Here is a 16,611-nt window from a genome sequence, read left to right on the forward strand (position 1 = left end):
TCTGCGGCTTTAATTAATTTTTAGCCGTAATTAATAACTCGCTAAACAAGGCATTAGGTGGCATGGAGTTAATTAGAGGTATACACAATATTCGCCCACACCACTTTGGTTGTGTGTTAACTATTGGTAATTTTGACGGTGTTCATTTAGGCCACGCAGAAGTATTAAAAGGCTTACTTAGTGATGCTAAAGCGCATAGTTTGTCTAGCACTGTAATGCTATTTGAACCCCAGCCACAAGAATTTTTTGCTAAAAATAATGCCCCAGCACGGCTAACGCGCTTACGAGATAAGCTACGTTTGCTTAGTGATTTAGGTATTGAGCGAGTTATTTGCATTAGCTTTAATCAGCAATTTGCAAACATGCATGCTGAGCAATTTGTTAATGATATTTTGATTAAAAAGTTAGGTGTTAAAGCTCTCACTGTTGGCGATGATTTTAAGTTTGGAAAGCAGCGCCAAGGTAACTTTGACTTACTTGCTAGCATGGGCAAGCAGGCGGGCATGGACGTAAAAAGCACCGCGAGTTTTCGTCAATTAAATGCTAGAGTAAGCAGTACTTTAATACGAGATGCCTTAGCATCTGGCGACTTAGCAAGTGCTAAAACAATGCTTGGTCACGATTATGCTATTTCTGGGCGTGTTATACACGGTTGGAAAAGAGGACGTGAACTCGGTTTTAGAACGGCAAATATTGCCCTAAAACGCCAAGTGTGTCCTGTCAACGGGGTGTTTGCAGTGCAAGCAACGATTGCAGGAAAACAGATTTTTGGAGTTGCAAATGTAGGCAATAAGCCGACATTTAATGGAACTCGTGCATTATTAGAAGTTCATCTTTTTGATTTTGCACAGGATATTTACGGACAATTTATGCATGTGGAGTTAATAAAAAAACTTCGCAATGAAAAAAAATTCGAGACATTAACACAATTAACGGCGCAAATAGCAACTGATGTTGCTGCCGCTAAGCAGTGTTTTGGTTTAAATCAGGTAGCCGATAGAGACGGAATGTAGGATAAATGAGCGACTATAAACATACTTTGAACTTACCGGAAACACCGTTTCCAATGCGTGGCAATTTGGCACAACGTGAACCAAAAATGCTTAAAGCATGGTATGAAGACGACCTGTACGGTCAAATTCGCAGCGCTAAGAAAGGTAAAAAGACCTTTATTTTGCATGACGGCCCTCCGTATGCAAATGGCGATATCCATTTAGGCCACTCAGTTAATAAAATATTAAAAGACATTATTGTTAAGTCTAAAACATTATCTGACTTTGATTCACCATTAGTCCCAGGTTGGGATTGTCATGGTTTACCAATCGAGTTAATGGTTGAGAAAAAAGTAGGCAAGCCGGGCGTAAAAGTAACCGCGAGCGAGTTTCGTGAAAAATGCCGTGCATACGCTAAAAAACAAGTTGAAGGTCAAAAAGTTGATTTTAAACGTTTAGGCGTATTTGCAGATTGGGATAAGCCTTACTTAACAATGAACTTTGACTTTGAAGCGAATGCAATTCGTGTACTTGGTCGTATTATTGAAAAAGGTCATTTGCATAAAGGTGCTAAGCCTGTGCATTGGTGTACAGATTGTGGTTCTGCATTAGCAGAAGCTGAAGTTGAGTACCAAGATAAGCAATCACCAGCGATTGATGTACGTTTTACATTTGTTGATCAAGATGCTGTTGTTAGTGCATTTGATTTGGCTGATGGTCATAAAGGTGAAGGCAGTGTTGGTACTGTTATTTGGACAACAACACCGTGGACGCTTCCTGCAAACCGCGCGGTAGCTGTGCATGCCGATTTAGAATATGCATTGGTGCAGGTTGAAGATGAAGGCGTACAACAACGTCTAATTTTAGGCTCTGAGCTTGTTAAAGATGCAATGGACCGCTTTGGTTTTAATCACTTCCACGTATTAGGTTATGTAAAAGGTGCTGCACTTGAAAACTTACAAGTAGCCCATCCTTTTTATGATTTTAATGTACCAGTGATTGTTGCAGAACACGTAACGACTGACTCAGGTACCGGTGTTGTACATACAGCACCAGGGCATGGTCAAGAAGATTTCGTGGCTGGTTTAAATTACAACCTTGAAGTAGCTAACCCTGTTGGCGCTAATGGCGTTTATTTACCAGATACTGAACTTTTTGCAGGTCAGCATGTATTTAAAGCAAATGCGAGCGTAATTGAAGTATTAAAAGAGCACGGTGCATTAATGCATCATCATGCTATAACTCATAGTTACCCACATTGTTGGCGCCATAAAACACCGATTATTTTCCGTGCTACACCACAATGGTTTGTAAGTATGGATCAGGCTAACTTACGTGAAGATTCTTTAAAAGAAATTAAAAACACGCAGTGGTTGCCAGAGTGGGGCGAAAGCCGTATTTCGAACATGGTTGAAAGCCGCCCAGATTGGTGTATATCTCGCCAACGTACTTGGGGTGTGCCAATTGCATTGTTTGCTGATAAAGATACCGGTGCACTTCATCCAAATACTCAAGAACTCATTGAGCAAGCTGCACAGCTAGTTGAAAAATCTGGTATTCAGGCATGGTACGATTTAGAACCAGCTACATTACTTGGTGAAGAAGATGCCAAGCAATACATGAAAGTGCAAGATACGCTAGATGTATGGTTTGACTCAGGTGTTTCACACGCATGTGTTGTAGACGCACGTGAAGACTTGGTTGGTCCAGCTGATTTATACCTTGAAGGTTCTGATCAACACCGTGGTTGGTTTATGTCATCAATGATGACATCAGTGGCTATTAATGGTCATGCGCCATACCGCCAAGTATTGACTCATGGTTTTACTGTTGATGAAAACGGCCGCAAGATGTCTAAGTCACTAGGTAATGTTATTTCACCACAAAATGTTATGAATAAACTAGGTGCCGACATTCTACGTTTATGGGTTGCCTCTACCGATTACACGGCAGAAATGACTGTGTCGGATGAAATATTTAAACGCTCTGCCGATCGCTACCGCCGTATTCGTAACACTAGCCGTTACTTACTAGCTAACCTAAATGGTTTTGATCCAAAAACAGATCAAGTTGCTGTTGATGATATGGTTGAACTTGATAAGTGGATTGTTGGTCGTGCTGCTCAGTTGCAAGATGAGATTTTAGCCGCATACGACAGCTACCAAATGCTATTAGTAACGCAAAAGCTAATGAACTTCTGTACGGGTGAACTTGGTTCGTTCTATTTAGATGTAATTAAAGACCGTCAATACACTGCTAAAAGCGACAGCCATGCACGTCGTTCTTGTCAAACAGCGCTTTATCATATTGCAGAAGCAATGACGCGTTGGATGGCACCTATTATGAGCTTTACCGCACAAGAAATTTGGGAAGCGTTACCAGGTGAGCGTAGTGACTACGTATTTACATCTGTTTGGTACGATGGCTTACAAGCGCCAACAAATAGCCAATTTAGTAACGATGACTGGTTAGAAATTCTAACAGTACGCGACGAAGTAAACCGCTTATTAGAAGCTGCACGTAAAGAAGAAGTCATTGGTGCAACGCTTCAAGCAACGGTTAATTTATTCACGGGTAAAGAGCTTGCCGCTAAATTAAATGCGCTTGGTGATGAACTTCGTTTTGTATTATTAACATCGGCCGTAAATGTTTCTGAAGTTGATAGCCAGCCAGCAGATACACAAGCTACCGAAATTGAAGGTTTATTCATTAGTGTTGCTGCAACAGATGCTGCTAAGTGTGAGCGTTGTTGGCATTACAGTGAAGATGTAGGTGTTAACCCTGCTCATCCTGAAATTTGTGGTCGTTGTGTAAGTAATGTTGACGGCGAAGGCGAAAAGCGTCAATTCGCTTAGGAGTTATTCTTAGTGAGCAAACTAGCCCAAAAAAGTGGTTTAGTGTGGCTTTGGTTGAGTCTATTACTACTAGTAATAGACTTTGCCAGTAAAACACTTGTTGTAGGGACTATGGCTTATCAAGAGTCGATAAACTTACTCCCTGTTTTTAGTATTACTTATGTGCATAACTATGGTGCTGCTTATAGCTTTTTAAGTGAAGCGGGTGGTTGGCAGCGTTGGTTTTTAAGTGCGATTGCCATTGCTATTAGTGCTTTACTTGTGTGGTGGCTAAAACGCTTACCTGCAACAAACAAAGTACTATGCGGTGCTTATGCACTGGTACTTGCAGGCGCTATTGGTAATTTATACGATCGTATTGCGTATGGTTATGTAATCGACTTTATTCACGTATTTTATAAAGACTCACATTTTCCTGTATTCAATATTGCCGATTGCGCTATTTGTATTGGCGCAGCATTATTGTTATTTGACGCCTTTACCGGCGAGAGTCCGAAGGAGCATAAAGCATGAGCCAAGCTGTAATTGGTGAAAACTCGCAAGTTATTTTCCATTTTTCTATTAAATTAGAAGATGGCTCTGCCGCTGATTCTACCAAGGTGCACAACAAACCTGCTAAATTAACAATGGGCGATGGCAGCTTAACGGCAAACTTCGAAAAGTGTTTATTAGGGCTAACTGCAGGCGAAAGTAAAACGTTTGAATTAGAACCTGAAGATGCGTTTGGTCAGCCAAACCCTGATAATATTTACTACGTTGACCGTAGTAAATTTGGCCCAGAAACACCAGCCAAAGTAGGTGCAATTATTGCGTTTACTCAACCTGATGGCACCGAGCTTCCTGGATTAGTTCGCGAAGTGCAAGGTGAGTCGGTAACGATTGATTTTAATCACCCTTTATCTGGCCAACGTTTAACGTTTGAAGTTGATATTATTGAGGTGGAAGGTTAATGGAAATATTACTAGCTAATCCACGCGGCTTTTGCGCTGGTGTTGACCGTGCTATTAGTATTGTTGAGCGCGCCTTAGATATTTTTGAAAAGCCAATTTATGTGCGCCACGAAGTAGTACATAACCGCTATGTAGTTGATGGATTAAAAAGTCGTGGTGCAGTATTTGTTGAAGAACTTGATCAAGTACCTGACGACAGCATTGTTATTTTTAGTGCACATGGTGTTTCGCAAGCTGTTCGCAGTGAAGCTAAACGTCGTGATTTAAAAGTATTTGATGCAACGTGTCCGCTTGTAACTAAAGTACATATGGAAGTTACACGTGCGAGTCGTAAAGGTATTGAGTGTATTTTAATTGGACACCATGGTCACCCTGAAGTAGAGGGAACAATGGGACAATATGATAACTCAGCCGGTGGTATTTACCTTGTTGAAACCGTTGATGATGTTGTTGCGCTTAATGTAAAAAATGCTGAAAACCTTTTTTACTGTAGTCAAACAACGCTTTCAGTTGATGACACAGCAGATGTTATTGATGCACTGCGCAACAAGTTTCCATCAATTGACGGACCTCGTAAAGATGACATTTGTTATGCAACACAAAATCGTCAAGACGCTGTTCGTGACCTAGCCGATAAAGTTGATGTGCTATTAGTTGTTGGCGCTAAAAATAGCTCTAACTCTAATCGCTTACGTGAACTTGCAGATAAAATGGGCACAGTTGCTTATTTAATTGATGACGCAACTGATGTGCAAGAACAGTGGGTTTCAGGCTCTAAATCAGTGGGTGTAACTGCGGGAGCATCTGCGCCAGAAGTACTTGTACAACAAGTAATAAGCCGGTTAAAAGAGCTAGGTGGCACACAGGTTGTTGAGAACCCAGGTGAAGTAGAAAATATAGTCTTTGCTGTTCCTGTAGAGCTACGTTAATTTAAATATATCAAGCATTTAGATTAAAGGAGAGTCGTTATGAGCAAGTCACTTCAAAATGATGGTTTGCTTTTTTCGGCTCTTTTTAATGAGCGAGGCGTACTAGCCACGCTTATTGTTTCTCAAGTTATTGCTATTGTTTTAGCTTTTGCACCCAATGTAGAAGGAGATATTTGGCTTCGACTTGGGATCATTAGTTTGTTTATGCATTTAATTGTTTTAGTCGGTACCTCTTCTTTATACTTCTGTAGATTTTTCTTACAAAAACGTACTCAAACTTTTCAATTAAGTCTATTTTTTGTCTCTTTTTTATTATCTACCTGTATTTTTAGTATTTTATTTTCTCATTTTGCTTTTGATATAGATGATACAAATAACCTAATTTATTTCACACTTCGCAATTGTATTATAGTAGCTTTACTGGCGGCTTTATTCGTCCAATTTTTATTAATTCATTTTGAAAAAGAGCAGCAAACTAAAGCACTTTCTCGTGCAGAGCTTGATGCCTTACAAGCTAGAATACGCCCTCATTTTTTATATAATAGTTTAAACACTGCTGCAGAGCTTACTCATCATGATGCCGATGCGGCAGAACAGGCTATTTTAGCATTAGCCGCCTTATCGCAGGCTGCAATGCACTCGGGGAAGAATGTATCTCTTGAAGATGAAATAACGCTGAGTAAGCAATATATCGCACTTGAAACATGGCGTTTTGGTAATCGCTTAAGAGTTGATTGGCAAATACCTAATGAACTACCCGCATTGAGCATTCCTTGCTTAACCCTGCAGCCATTAATTGAAAATGCGGTATGCCACGGCGTTGAAACAAGTGAGCATGGTGCAGAAATAAAAGTAGAGCTACATATCACGACCGGCTATATAACTATGATTGTTTCCAACCCTATAACAATTTCTAATGCTCAAACTAGGCCTAATAACGGAATGGCACTTGAAAATATTCGCCAGCGATTAAATATTTATTATAAAAATAAAGCACAGCTAACAATTACTAATAAAAATGATGTGTTTAGGGTCAAGGTCGTTATCCCTAAGCTAATTGAGGGCAGTGTATGAATGTACTCATTGTTGATGATGAACCTCTGGCGAGATCTCGCTTAATCCGTTTGTTAGCACATGATAAAAGTATAGTTGTGCAAGGTGAGGCAAGTAATGGTAATGAAGCCTTAGCACTTGCTAAAAAGCAAACGCCAGATTTGATTTTTTTAGATGTTGATATGCCCGGTATGAATGGTTTACAAGTTGCTAATGAACTTAATAGTTTAACCCTACCTCCTGCTGTTGTTTTTATAACTGCCCACCCTGAGCATGCCTACGATGCTTTACAGTTAAGTGCTGCAGGTTATTTAGTTAAACCTATTACAGAGCAATCACTGCAGAAGGTACTTAAGCAAGTAGGCCGTTTAAATAAAGTACATATTCAAAAACAACAAAATGTAAAAGTATCTTATCAGTTAGCGGGTACTTTACGTAGTGTTGATATAAATGATGTTTTGTACTTTAGTGCAGAAGAAAAATATACCAAAATGATATTCTCAGGTGGAGAGGCTTTACTTGAACAAAGCTTAAAGCAATTAGAGCTGCAATATCCCGCATATGTTTTACGAATTCACCGCAATACTTTAGTGAATAAACAAAAAGTAATCGCTTTGCATTCCAAAGGTAATAGCCATCATTTGATTGAACTACAAGGATACAGCGAGTTATTGCCAGTGAGCCGTCGCGAGCTTAAATTAGTTAAGAATACGCTTTAGACTTATTTCGCAATTAAGTTGCCTCTGACTTAAATGCATTTACACATAATTACTACTGTTTTGTTGAATGAGCCGATTTAATTAACCGTTTATCAACAAATATAACCGCTTGTCTTAGGCCTCATTGATTCCTCAAATAAATAGCATAAACTTATAATCAGATAATTTTTATTTGGTTCTACTATGCAGTCATCTCAAACAAAAGTGCAAAGAGGCTTCACTCTAATTGAAGTGTTAATTGCATTTATTATTCTTAGTTTTGGCCTTTTAGGCGCAGTTGCCCTGCAAGCAAAAGCAAAGCAAGCAAGCTTTGATTCTATGCAGCGTGCTGCTGCAGTTGCTCTGGGAAATGACATTATTCAACGTATTCGTGCTAATGACACTATTGATATGATAAAAGATTACGGAGGCGTTATACAAAGCTCAGCGAATAGTAATACTTACTCAAGTTGCTTTGGTGCAATATGTAGCTCTTCTGATATAGCAAAATTAGATATAACACAATGGAAACGTGCTATTCGAGCTAGTGAAAATACGGGTACTTTAGATGATGCGACAATATGTATAAATCCAACCTCAGTGGCAGATACTGGAGGCAAAGGGTTTAACATTGAAGTAATTATATCATGGCAAGGGCGACAAGAGTTTAAAGCAAATACAGTTACAGGAAAAGTAACTTGTGGTGATGAACCTAACAATAAACGCCGTTTAGTGGTTTTAACCAGTTATATATATGTGAGGAGTTAGCATGAAGCAAAAAGGATTTACTCTTGTAGAGGTTATGATTTCGCTATTTATTGGTGGTTTGATTTTAGGTGGTGTCATGTTCACTTTTATTAGTATGAAAGTCACCACAAAAGACACGATGAGCATAGGTGAACTCCAAGAGTCTGGCCGCTTAGCCATTAATATTATGCAGCGCGATATAGAGCAAGTGGGCTTTTGGGGAACTTATTACGATGATTCATTTACTGCAGCAAACACAACGGTTACCGCGACGGGGGTAGCAGGTGATTGCTCAGAGGGAGCTAATAATGGCAGCTTTCCAGATCTAACCAGTAGTAGTAATTTTCGCACTATTTATGCAAAAACTACTAAGAGCAAAGATAACCTGAATTGCATAAACGATGGCATTATTCCTGCTGATGATAAAGAGACCGATATTCTTCAACTAAAGTTTTTACAAGGTGACCCTCAATATGATGCTGTTGCTGGTACTAATACTACTAGCGATAAAATAAATTATTTTATCGCAGAACAAGAACAAGCACGCTTTGTAACTGGCAAATATACCCCGACAAATATCAATGCAACTATTTGGCCATATAGCCATCATGTTTATTATATTAAAGAAGAAGAATATGTAGTAAATAATCAAGAAATAAAAGTTCCCGTATTAAGACGAAAACGATTAGTAAATGGAAAAATGACCTCTGAAACGATAATGGAAGGGGTCGAAAATATGCGTTTTTTGTTTGGATTAGACACTAATAGCGACAGTCGAGTTGATACTTACAAAAGCCCCAGCACAATTACTGCTGCTGAATGGGAAAACCGCAAAGGTATGTTAACGGTGCAAGTTTTTCTATTAATCCGTGCACTTCAACCAGACCCAGGAATAAAACTTAAAAACCAAAAATATTTTTTAGGTGAGGGAGCTGGAAAGCGAGAATTAAATTTTGATGATAACTATAGAAGAACTGTTTTTACAACAACTATTCGTTTAAGTAATGTTGGGGGTAATCTATGGAGAATCTAAAGTTGTTACCAAGTAAGCAACAAGGTGTGGTGCTTTTAACAGCATTAATTATGGTGATAGCTGTTACCGGCATTGCAGTTACTCTTATGAGTAGTAGTACGATTGATATTAAGATTACCAATGCAGCGCAAGAGCGAGAAGTTGCAGAAAATCAATTGATTGGCGAGGTGCTAAGAGTTATTGCGTCAGAAGCTAAAAAAGGTGCTGATAGTGACTTTTTTCTTACTCCAGATGAGATCGCTACAGATTCGGGGAAGCTTGATGGTGATGGTAATAAAATCACTATACCAGAGAAGGACATTACAGAGCCTGGACACGAAATGAAAAGCATAATGACGAACTTAAATAATGGTTCGCTAGAGCTTAATTGCCCTCGTAGTTATAGTTTTACAGCGGGTGTTTCATGCAACATGGTTCAAGTATCCACTACGATAGAATATGGCTCTAAAAGCAAGCACCAGTTAACTATAGTAACTGGTATAGCTCAAGAGATGGCCAGTACGGGTAAGGGAATTTAAGATGAAATTTAAACTTTATATAACATTAGTTTTATTATTTACATCAGCAATTAATATGCGTGCACACGCTGAGGATATTGAGCTTTACGTAAATAAAGATGCTAATTCAGATGAAAAACCGCGAGTACTATTAATTTTTGATACCTCTGGGAGTATGGCTTACTCTTCAAGTACAGGAAGTAGCAGCTGTTCCGGTTCATGTGTTAGTAGACTTAAAGCAGCTCAGGTAGCTATGAGTAAAGTAGTCGATGATAATAAGGATTCAATTGATTTCGGATTAATGCGCTTTAATGGGACCAAGGGGGGCTACGTATTAAATGGCATTGGTAGCCCTGCCTCTGATATTGATGCATCTATAGCATCACTTCCAGCTAGCGGTGGAACGCCTCTTGCTGAAACTTTATGGGAAGCGTATTTATATATTACAGGAAAAGAGTTGAACTATGCTCTTCTGGTAGATCGAGATAAAAGAGATGCAGGTATCGAATCTGCAATTATTACCCAAGAACAAGTTCAAAGATGCGAAGATGTTGTTTACTACAACTGGAAGGGTAAAAAAAAGACTAAGAAAGTATGTAACTATGTTTTAGAAGATGTCGTTTCTAGTTACTCTTATATATCACCTTTTGCTGATAGTGTGGCTGAAGCCAAGCGCTGTGATAACTCAGTAAATATAATTTATATGACTGATGGAGACCCATCTTCGGGAAGTGATAATGAGAGAGATTATGACATTAGCGTTGAGCATAATAAGTATTTTGGTAGTTATTTAACTAACGGTGATCGCTATTATAATAACATGCTGCATCAGCTTGCTAAAGTTATTCATGGAACAGGCGACACTATTGTTGATTTGTATCCATCTACTCCCGATATTAATGAAACAGGGCGTCTATATACCATCGGCTTTGGTTCTGGCATGACTGAAAAAGGTCAAAACTTATTAAAACTAGCCTCAACATTAGGTGGTGGTAAAAATTTACCTGCAACTACACCAGAAAAGCTTTCTGAAGCTTTAAATAATGCCGTAGCGGAAATTAGACAGGAAAATAGTACTTTTACAGCCCCTTCTGTTGCAAGCAATAATGTAGATCAAACACGTAGTCGAGATGCCATATACTTAGGTATGTTTTATCCTGAAAAGCATACTAGATGGCGTGGTAATCTAAAAAAACTGAAATTATCAGGTAACAAAGTTATTGATTCCAAAGATATAGAAGCGTTTGATAGTGATGGCCTTATAAAGACGAGTGCGCATACATTTTGGAGTCCTGATGGAACTTCCGATGGTAGCTCTGTAAAAGAGGGTGGAGTCAATGCAGCATTAATAAGCAGTGACAAAACTCGTAATATACTTACAAACGCAAATACTAATGCATTAATAGATTTTAATCTTGATAAGATTGAAGATGCCTATGACACTAATAAAAAAGCTGCTGTTGTTTTTGATGTAAATGAATCTGACTTAAAAAATACTATAGACTGGGCGCGTGGAGTTGATGTTGATAATGAATTTTCATCATCAGCAGTGCGCGGTGATATATTTGGTGATCCACTGCACTCAAAGCCAGTTGCAATAGATTATGGTAACGGTGACATTCGTATTCTAATTGGTACTAATGCTGGTTTTTTGCATATGTTTAAAGACGATGATACGAACAATAAAGTTAGTGAAAGTTGGGCATTTATCCCATCTGAACTATACAAAATTATTAAGCCGCTTCGAGAAAAAGAGAGTAGCAAAAAATACGGTATAGATGGGCCTATTAGCGTTTATTTCAACAATAAGAGCCTAAATGATAAAGGTTTAAATGATGGAACTATTAACGCAAATAAAGGCGACCAAGTCTGGGCTGCTGTAGGTATGCGCAGAGGCGGTCGTAATTATTATGGCTTAGATATTACAAAGCCAGACTCCCCAAGTTTAATGTGGACTATTAAAGGCGGCGAAGGGAAATATAAAAACCTTGGCCAAACGTGGTCTAAACCCCAAGTTGCTTATATAAAATCAAAAGGAAATACCCCCCTTTTAATATTTGGGGCAGGCTATGATGACAATAAAGATTCGAATGATGCCGATAAAGCTAATATAAAAACTAAAGACAAAGTTGGCCGCGGTATTTATATCGTTGATGCAAAAACAGGTGAGAAAGTTTGGATTTTAGCTCCTAAGGAAGATGCATCTAAGGATGCTGAGTTTAAGGGAGAATATAGTATTGCTGCTGATGTAACGTTATTGGATTCTAATTATGATGGCTATACTGACCGTATATATGCTGCAGATACCGGTGGAGGTATTTGGCGTATAGATATATCAGATGAAGGTGAATTTAGTCATTTTCAGTTAGCCGATCTTGGTAGTGATGTAGATAGACGCTTTTTTTACAAGCCCGTAGTGGCGAGAACTATGTTTAGTAAAGTAACTATAACCGATGATGGTGTAGTCACTCGATTAGATACACCTTATGATGCAATTGTGATTGGTAGTGGAAATCGTTCTAATCCTAATGGAGGAGGCACTGCTGATGAATTATTTATGATTAGAGATGAAAATACAGTTACTAAATTATTCGAATCTGCGCCTCAAACTATAACGCCCAGTATGTTAATGGGGATGAATAATGATAAATTTGGTAGTGCATTAGATGATGTAACTGAGTTTGTAAAATTAGAAGATGAACTTGCGAATGATTTTGTTGGGTGGCGTTATAAACTAGCTACTGGTGAAAAGTCATTAGCAGCAGCAACCGTTGTTGGTGGGGTTGCTTATTTTACATCTTTTACTCCTACATTGGATTCATCAATTAAAAATCAATGTTCATTAAGTGGAGGAGGGGGCTCTCTTTACGCATTTCATTTACACTACGGTACTAAAGTTTATGACGATCTGAAATTTGCTACAAGTACAGAGGTGCCAGATACGCCCCAACTTTATTTTGGTTCTTCATGTGCAGATAGTGATGATAACGGAAAATGCGATGATGATCCTGATGAGGAAGTAAAAAGTCAGTTTTATTTAATTGGTCCGGGCATCAAAGGTGAAAATGCTGAAAACCCGCTCCAACCACTTGAAATTACAGGCCCAGGATTAAAAGTTGTAGATGATAAGATACAACTTGTTAATGACAAAGCATTGGGGTTTGGGTTTAAAACACAACAAACATATATTTATAAGCGTGAAGAAAATGATGAAAACATACAGAATGAAGACGATTAAGGAGGTTTGAATGATAAAAAAACAACGTGGGTTTACCTTAATTGAGCTGATGATTGCCGTTGCTATCGTCGGCATACTTGCAGCAATTGCGTTGCCTAATTATACAGAATATGTAAAGCGTGCTTCGCGCGCTGAAGCTGCTGCAGCATTATTAGATGCAGCAAACAAGGAAGAGCAGTATTTTGTTGATAATAGGGAATATACAGAGAAATTTACTGATTTAGGGTTGCAAGACAAAACCGAAAATGGTCATTTTGAATTATCTATTGATGTAGATGATGTCGACAATACATTTACCATTACCGCAAAACCTGTGGCTGGGCCGGTCAAAGGTGATGGTGATTGTAAGCAAATTACAATTACTGATACTGGTTACAAAGGCGCTAAAGGTACTAAAGGTAATTCAGATGTAGAATATTGTTGGGGGCGTTAATCTACTTCTTCTGGCACTTATCAGTTGATTTAATACGGATACGTCCAGTTTGACTTACAGATAAAGCCAATCCTTCGAGATTGGCTTTATCACTATTGGGGCAATATATAAAAGTACCGTTTTGAAAGCCATTTAAAGACCCATCCGGGCGAAAAGTAATGGCGCTACGAGGGTATTCTAAAGTATCAGCTTCATGAACATCCTCGAAAGTACTTAAGAGTAACTCGTCATCATCTAGAGTCGTTGATTTATCTTTGTCGATAAATAGCGACATTTGGCCATCCCACTCATCCTTTGTACATTGACTGTTCTTTAGTGCACAAAGAGTGACATAGGTTCCATTTTCAATAGCGTAAAGTCGCCCGTAATTAATGTTTCTATGCAGAAGGTTTACGTGGTTATCTAAGCGATTATTTGCTAAAAAATCTGGATAAAACCACATTGAAAGTTGACTGATAATACTGATAACGGCCATCGATACCATTAATTCGAGAAGTGTTACCCCCTTAGATTTTAATATTGTTACCCTCATCCTTGAAGTCCTGAGTTATAAAATGTATTAGCTCAGTATAGTAAATGATAAAAATATGACAATATGAATTGTGTTTTTTTTAACCGCAGGTTTTGTCTGTATCGCCAACGTAAAAGGCTGTACCTGACTGTGATACGGTTAATGCTTTATTATTTTCATTAGTACCATTGGGACAAAAAATAAAGTCTCCAGGCTTCGTCGTAATTCTACCACTGGTATTAAAGCGTAAGCGGCGATCGTTACCATCAAACGACAGCTTATCGTTGTCTGATATTTCTTCCATTGCTCTTAGTAATGTATCGGAAGCGTTATTGTAGTTTCCATCATTATCAACATCGATAAATACAACAATAATCTTATTCTCATCCCACTTGGCGTTGCAGTTGAACGTATCTTGTTTGTTTTTAACTTTTCCTTGTCCTGTAGGACATACAACAACTATTTCATCGGTGCTTGCTGCTTGTGAGCGGGCATATGCAATGTTTCTTTTTAATTCCAACAAAAAGTTCTCAGCTCTATTTTCTTCTAACATGTTACTGCTATTCCAAAGTGCAATTGAGGCAATAATGCCAACAATAGCCACGGTTACCATGAGTTCTAAAAGAGTGAATCCGTTTTGTTTGTTTTTCATATTAATCTCATTTACTGCTAGTTATCTAAGTATGCTATTTTTATATAATAAATTATATCATGATCGGTTGTTTTATCACCGTAATTCAATCGCTTTGTTTGCTATGAACATCATGATTGTCTAAAATCGAGGCAACTGGAGCTTTCAAAAGTAATTAATATGAAAAAAATAGAAGCAATTATCAAACCTTTTAAGTTAGACGATGTGCGTGAAGCGTTGTCGGATGTAGGTATTACAGGTATGACGGTAAGCGAAGTTAAAGGCTTTGGACGTCAAAAAGGTCACACTGAGTTATATCGTGGCGCAGAGTATATGGTTGATTTTTTACCTAAAGTAAAACTTGATATTGTATTGACTGATGAAGATGTAGACCGTGCAATTGAAGTTATTGTAAAAACGGCACAAACAGGAAAAATCGGTGACGGTAAAATATTTGTCACTGATGTTGAGCGTGTAATACGTATTCGTACTGCTGAGGAAGATGAAGAAGCGATTTAAGATTTTCTTCTACGCAATAAAAAGGCGCTTACTAAGCTGTCTCTTGATCACAAGTCTGACTCAAGAGATTTTGCTAAATCGTAGCCTTCCAGGATGGCTTGTAACTTAAGCCATCCTTGCCATAACACTTTCACAGATGCACGCCCTGTGCGCTTGGTATCTTTCCAGCCTCCTAACTTTGCCAGTTCCTGATACGCCCATGACATATTTGGAGCAGTTTCAGGCAATGGTGTTTTTATTCTCTTTAACCACAATAACTTCCATGCTTTGGGAGATAACAGTTGTTCACAACTTGGAGAATCAGGCTGCTCATTGGTGAACTTTAGTTGCAATATTCGCGTCGCAATAAAGCCATTAATCGTCACCAATCTTTCCATGTTATCTTGGCTTTGAAGGCGTAAACTTTCGATATCCGTACCATCACTTTTCCAGACTTTATGGTATTCCTCTACAAGCCAACGGTGCTCATAGTAGGTGATGATAGCTAAAGCGTCTTCTTTGCTGGTGACTGGTTCACTGGTTAATAGGTGCCAGCTTAAGCCGTTCTCAGCGTTTCCTCGCTCTGCACAGCCGACATAGTAAACTGGGAGGGAGTGTCCTTTCTTATTGTAAGGCGCTTTGAGTGTCACTGGCGCATAGGTGATATCCAGTGTTGCGCTTCGGGCTTTTCTTCCTCCTTTTTGTGCAATGTGGATGTGTTTGGTGCCTGCACTCATCAGCTCGCTTGCAAACGCATAGAGCTTATCCTCACCTTCTTCAATATGACGACTTTGCATCGAGCGTACGACGAATCGTTGCTGCTCGCTCAGTTTATACTGCAAGTATTCGTAGATGTCCGCTTCGCGGTCACACACCGATATCACGTTCGCCATTTGTCCTTGCAGCCGCTCTGCCATCGCTCGTGACGCTGACTCCCACTTGTAACTTTCTTTTTCTTCGTAAGAAGTCGTCGCGTGTTTTTCTCTTTTTCCAATCGTGTTGATATCACGACTCCAGCGAGACTGTTCAATTAATCCCACAACTTGCTTTGTGTCTGGCGCAAACAGTAATACGCTATGAGCTAACAAGCCTCGTTGTTTTGCTCCTCGTCCGACATGACCCAAATCATCTCGAATGGAGGAATGTTTATAAATTAGTGTGGTCGTGTCTTCTAATGCGAGTAATAAGTTATGACTTTTTGCTTGTTCAACCGTGGCTTTAAAGCCTGACTCTGCTATAGCCGTTGCGTCAATATTCTCGTTGCGAATAAAGCGGTAGGCACCTTCCATATCGGCGGGGGATTGAGTGATGTTCACAAGTGGTTTTCCTGGTTCATTTGCAAGCGTTGATGCTAACTTTACCAGACGCGCTGTTCTTCTTGGATCACCTAAGTCCGATTTACCGAATTGTTGTTTTGCCCAATGAGTATGTTCGTTAATCATAATGTGCCCTCAAACAAGATTTGAAGATCTGATCATGACATTGAGATTTAGTTCAAAAAAATCCCCGCTAATTTCTTAGCAGGGATTTGTGTATAAGAGACAGC

16 protein-coding genes are annotated in these 16,611 nt (G+C 38.9%); 13 read left to right on the forward strand and 3 right to left on the reverse strand.

The annotated features are described in order from the left end of the window. Nucleotides 1–62 precede the first annotated feature (62 nt). From ribF to GQR45_RS15905, 12 genes are all read left to right on the forward strand, one after another. Nucleotides 63–1,013 (forward strand): bifunctional riboflavin kinase/FAD synthetase, encoded by a 951-nt coding sequence (gene ribF / locus GQR45_RS15850; protein WP_165726457.1) that lies wholly within the window; start codon nucleotides 63–65, stop codon nucleotides 1,011–1,013. A 5-nt stretch (nucleotides 1,014–1,018) separates the two neighbouring features. After that, the gene (gene ileS, locus GQR45_RS15855) at nucleotides 1,019–3,847 is read left to right on the forward strand and encodes an isoleucine--tRNA ligase (RefSeq protein ID WP_024589422.1); all 2,829 of its coding nucleotides are present in this window, start codon (nucleotides 1,019–1,021) and stop codon (nucleotides 3,845–3,847) included. Between the two features lie 12 nt (nucleotides 3,848–3,859). Continuing rightward, a complete protein-coding gene (gene lspA, locus GQR45_RS15860) occupies nucleotides 3,860–4,360 on the forward strand; it encodes a signal peptidase II (RefSeq protein WP_007376920.1) in 501 nt (166 codons plus the stop codon). Then, complete coding sequence (gene fkpB / locus GQR45_RS15865; RefSeq protein WP_002958231.1) at nucleotides 4,357–4,797, forward strand: FKBP-type peptidyl-prolyl cis-trans isomerase; 441 nt, start codon at nucleotides 4,357–4,359, stop codon at nucleotides 4,795–4,797. The genes lspA and fkpB overlap by 4 nt, the downstream gene beginning before the upstream one ends. Then, nucleotides 4,797–5,726, forward strand: coding sequence for a 4-hydroxy-3-methylbut-2-enyl diphosphate reductase (gene ispH, locus GQR45_RS15870; protein ID WP_007581370.1), 930 nt, complete (start codon nucleotides 4,797–4,799; stop codon nucleotides 5,724–5,726). Before fkpB ends, ispH begins: the two co-directional genes overlap by 1 nt. A gap of 39 nt (nucleotides 5,727–5,765) precedes the next feature. Beyond that, complete coding sequence (locus tag GQR45_RS15875) at nucleotides 5,766–6,800, forward strand: histidine kinase (RefSeq protein WP_165726458.1); 1,035 nt, start codon at nucleotides 5,766–5,768, stop codon at nucleotides 6,798–6,800. Then, on the forward strand, nucleotides 6,797–7,498 hold the full coding sequence (locus GQR45_RS15880; protein WP_165726459.1) for a LytTR family DNA-binding domain-containing protein: 702 nt from the start codon (nucleotides 6,797–6,799) through the stop codon (nucleotides 7,496–7,498). The genes GQR45_RS15875 and GQR45_RS15880 overlap by 4 nt, the downstream gene beginning before the upstream one ends. Nucleotides 7,499–7,681: 183 nt before the next feature. Further along, nucleotides 7,682–8,245, forward strand: coding sequence for a type IV pilus modification protein PilV (pilV, locus tag GQR45_RS15885; protein ID WP_165726460.1), 564 nt, complete (start codon nucleotides 7,682–7,684; stop codon nucleotides 8,243–8,245). A 1-nt stretch (nucleotide 8,246) separates the two neighbouring features. After that, nucleotides 8,247–9,257: a PilW family protein gene (locus GQR45_RS15890; protein ID WP_165726461.1), complete on the forward strand. Its 1,011-nt coding sequence runs from the start codon at nucleotides 8,247–8,249 to the stop codon at nucleotides 9,255–9,257. Then, complete coding sequence (locus tag GQR45_RS15895) at nucleotides 9,245–9,775, forward strand: pilus assembly protein PilX (RefSeq protein ID WP_165726462.1); 531 nt, start codon at nucleotides 9,245–9,247, stop codon at nucleotides 9,773–9,775. The genes GQR45_RS15890 and GQR45_RS15895 overlap by 13 nt, the downstream gene beginning before the upstream one ends. Nucleotide 9,776: 1 nt before the next feature. After that, nucleotides 9,777–12,992, forward strand: a complete 3,216-nt coding sequence (locus tag GQR45_RS15900) for a PilC/PilY family type IV pilus protein (protein WP_165726463.1) — start codon at nucleotides 9,777–9,779, stop codon at nucleotides 12,990–12,992. Between the two features lie 10 nt (nucleotides 12,993–13,002). Then, a complete protein-coding gene (locus GQR45_RS15905; protein WP_010555102.1) occupies nucleotides 13,003–13,425 on the forward strand; it encodes a type IV pilin protein in 423 nt (140 codons plus the stop codon). 1 nt (nucleotide 13,426) lies between these two features. Here the strand turns inward: GQR45_RS15905 and GQR45_RS15910 are convergent, their stop codons facing one another. Beyond that, the gene (locus tag GQR45_RS15910) at nucleotides 13,427–13,957 is read right to left on the reverse strand and encodes a GspH/FimT family pseudopilin (RefSeq protein WP_165726464.1); all 531 of its coding nucleotides are present in this window, start codon (nucleotides 13,955–13,957) and stop codon (nucleotides 13,427–13,429) included. 79 nt (nucleotides 13,958–14,036) lie between these two features. Then, nucleotides 14,037–14,588 carry a GspH/FimT family pseudopilin gene (locus GQR45_RS15915; protein WP_010555100.1) on the reverse strand — a complete coding sequence of 184 codons (552 nt, stop codon included), beginning with the start codon at nucleotides 14,586–14,588 and terminating at the stop codon, nucleotides 14,037–14,039. Nucleotides 14,589–14,747: 159 nt separating this feature from the next. Between GQR45_RS15915 and glnB the strand changes: the two genes are divergently transcribed. Then, nucleotides 14,748–15,086 carry a nitrogen regulatory protein P-II gene (glnB, locus tag GQR45_RS15920; RefSeq protein WP_002962211.1) on the forward strand — a complete coding sequence of 113 codons (339 nt, stop codon included), beginning with the start codon at nucleotides 14,748–14,750 and terminating at the stop codon, nucleotides 15,084–15,086. Between the two features lie 47 nt (nucleotides 15,087–15,133). On the opposite strand, the gene GQR45_RS15925 is transcribed toward glnB, so the two are convergent. Continuing rightward, nucleotides 15,134–16,507, reverse strand: coding sequence for an IS4 family transposase (locus GQR45_RS15925; protein WP_096058041.1), 1,374 nt, complete (start codon nucleotides 16,505–16,507; stop codon nucleotides 15,134–15,136). Nucleotides 16,508–16,611: the final 104 nt, after the last annotated feature.

Origin of the sequence: Pseudoalteromonas sp. SA25 (genome assembly GCF_011378705.1) — a bacterium.
Taxonomy (GTDB): domain Bacteria; phylum Pseudomonadota; class Gammaproteobacteria; order Enterobacterales; family Alteromonadaceae; genus Pseudoalteromonas; species Pseudoalteromonas arctica.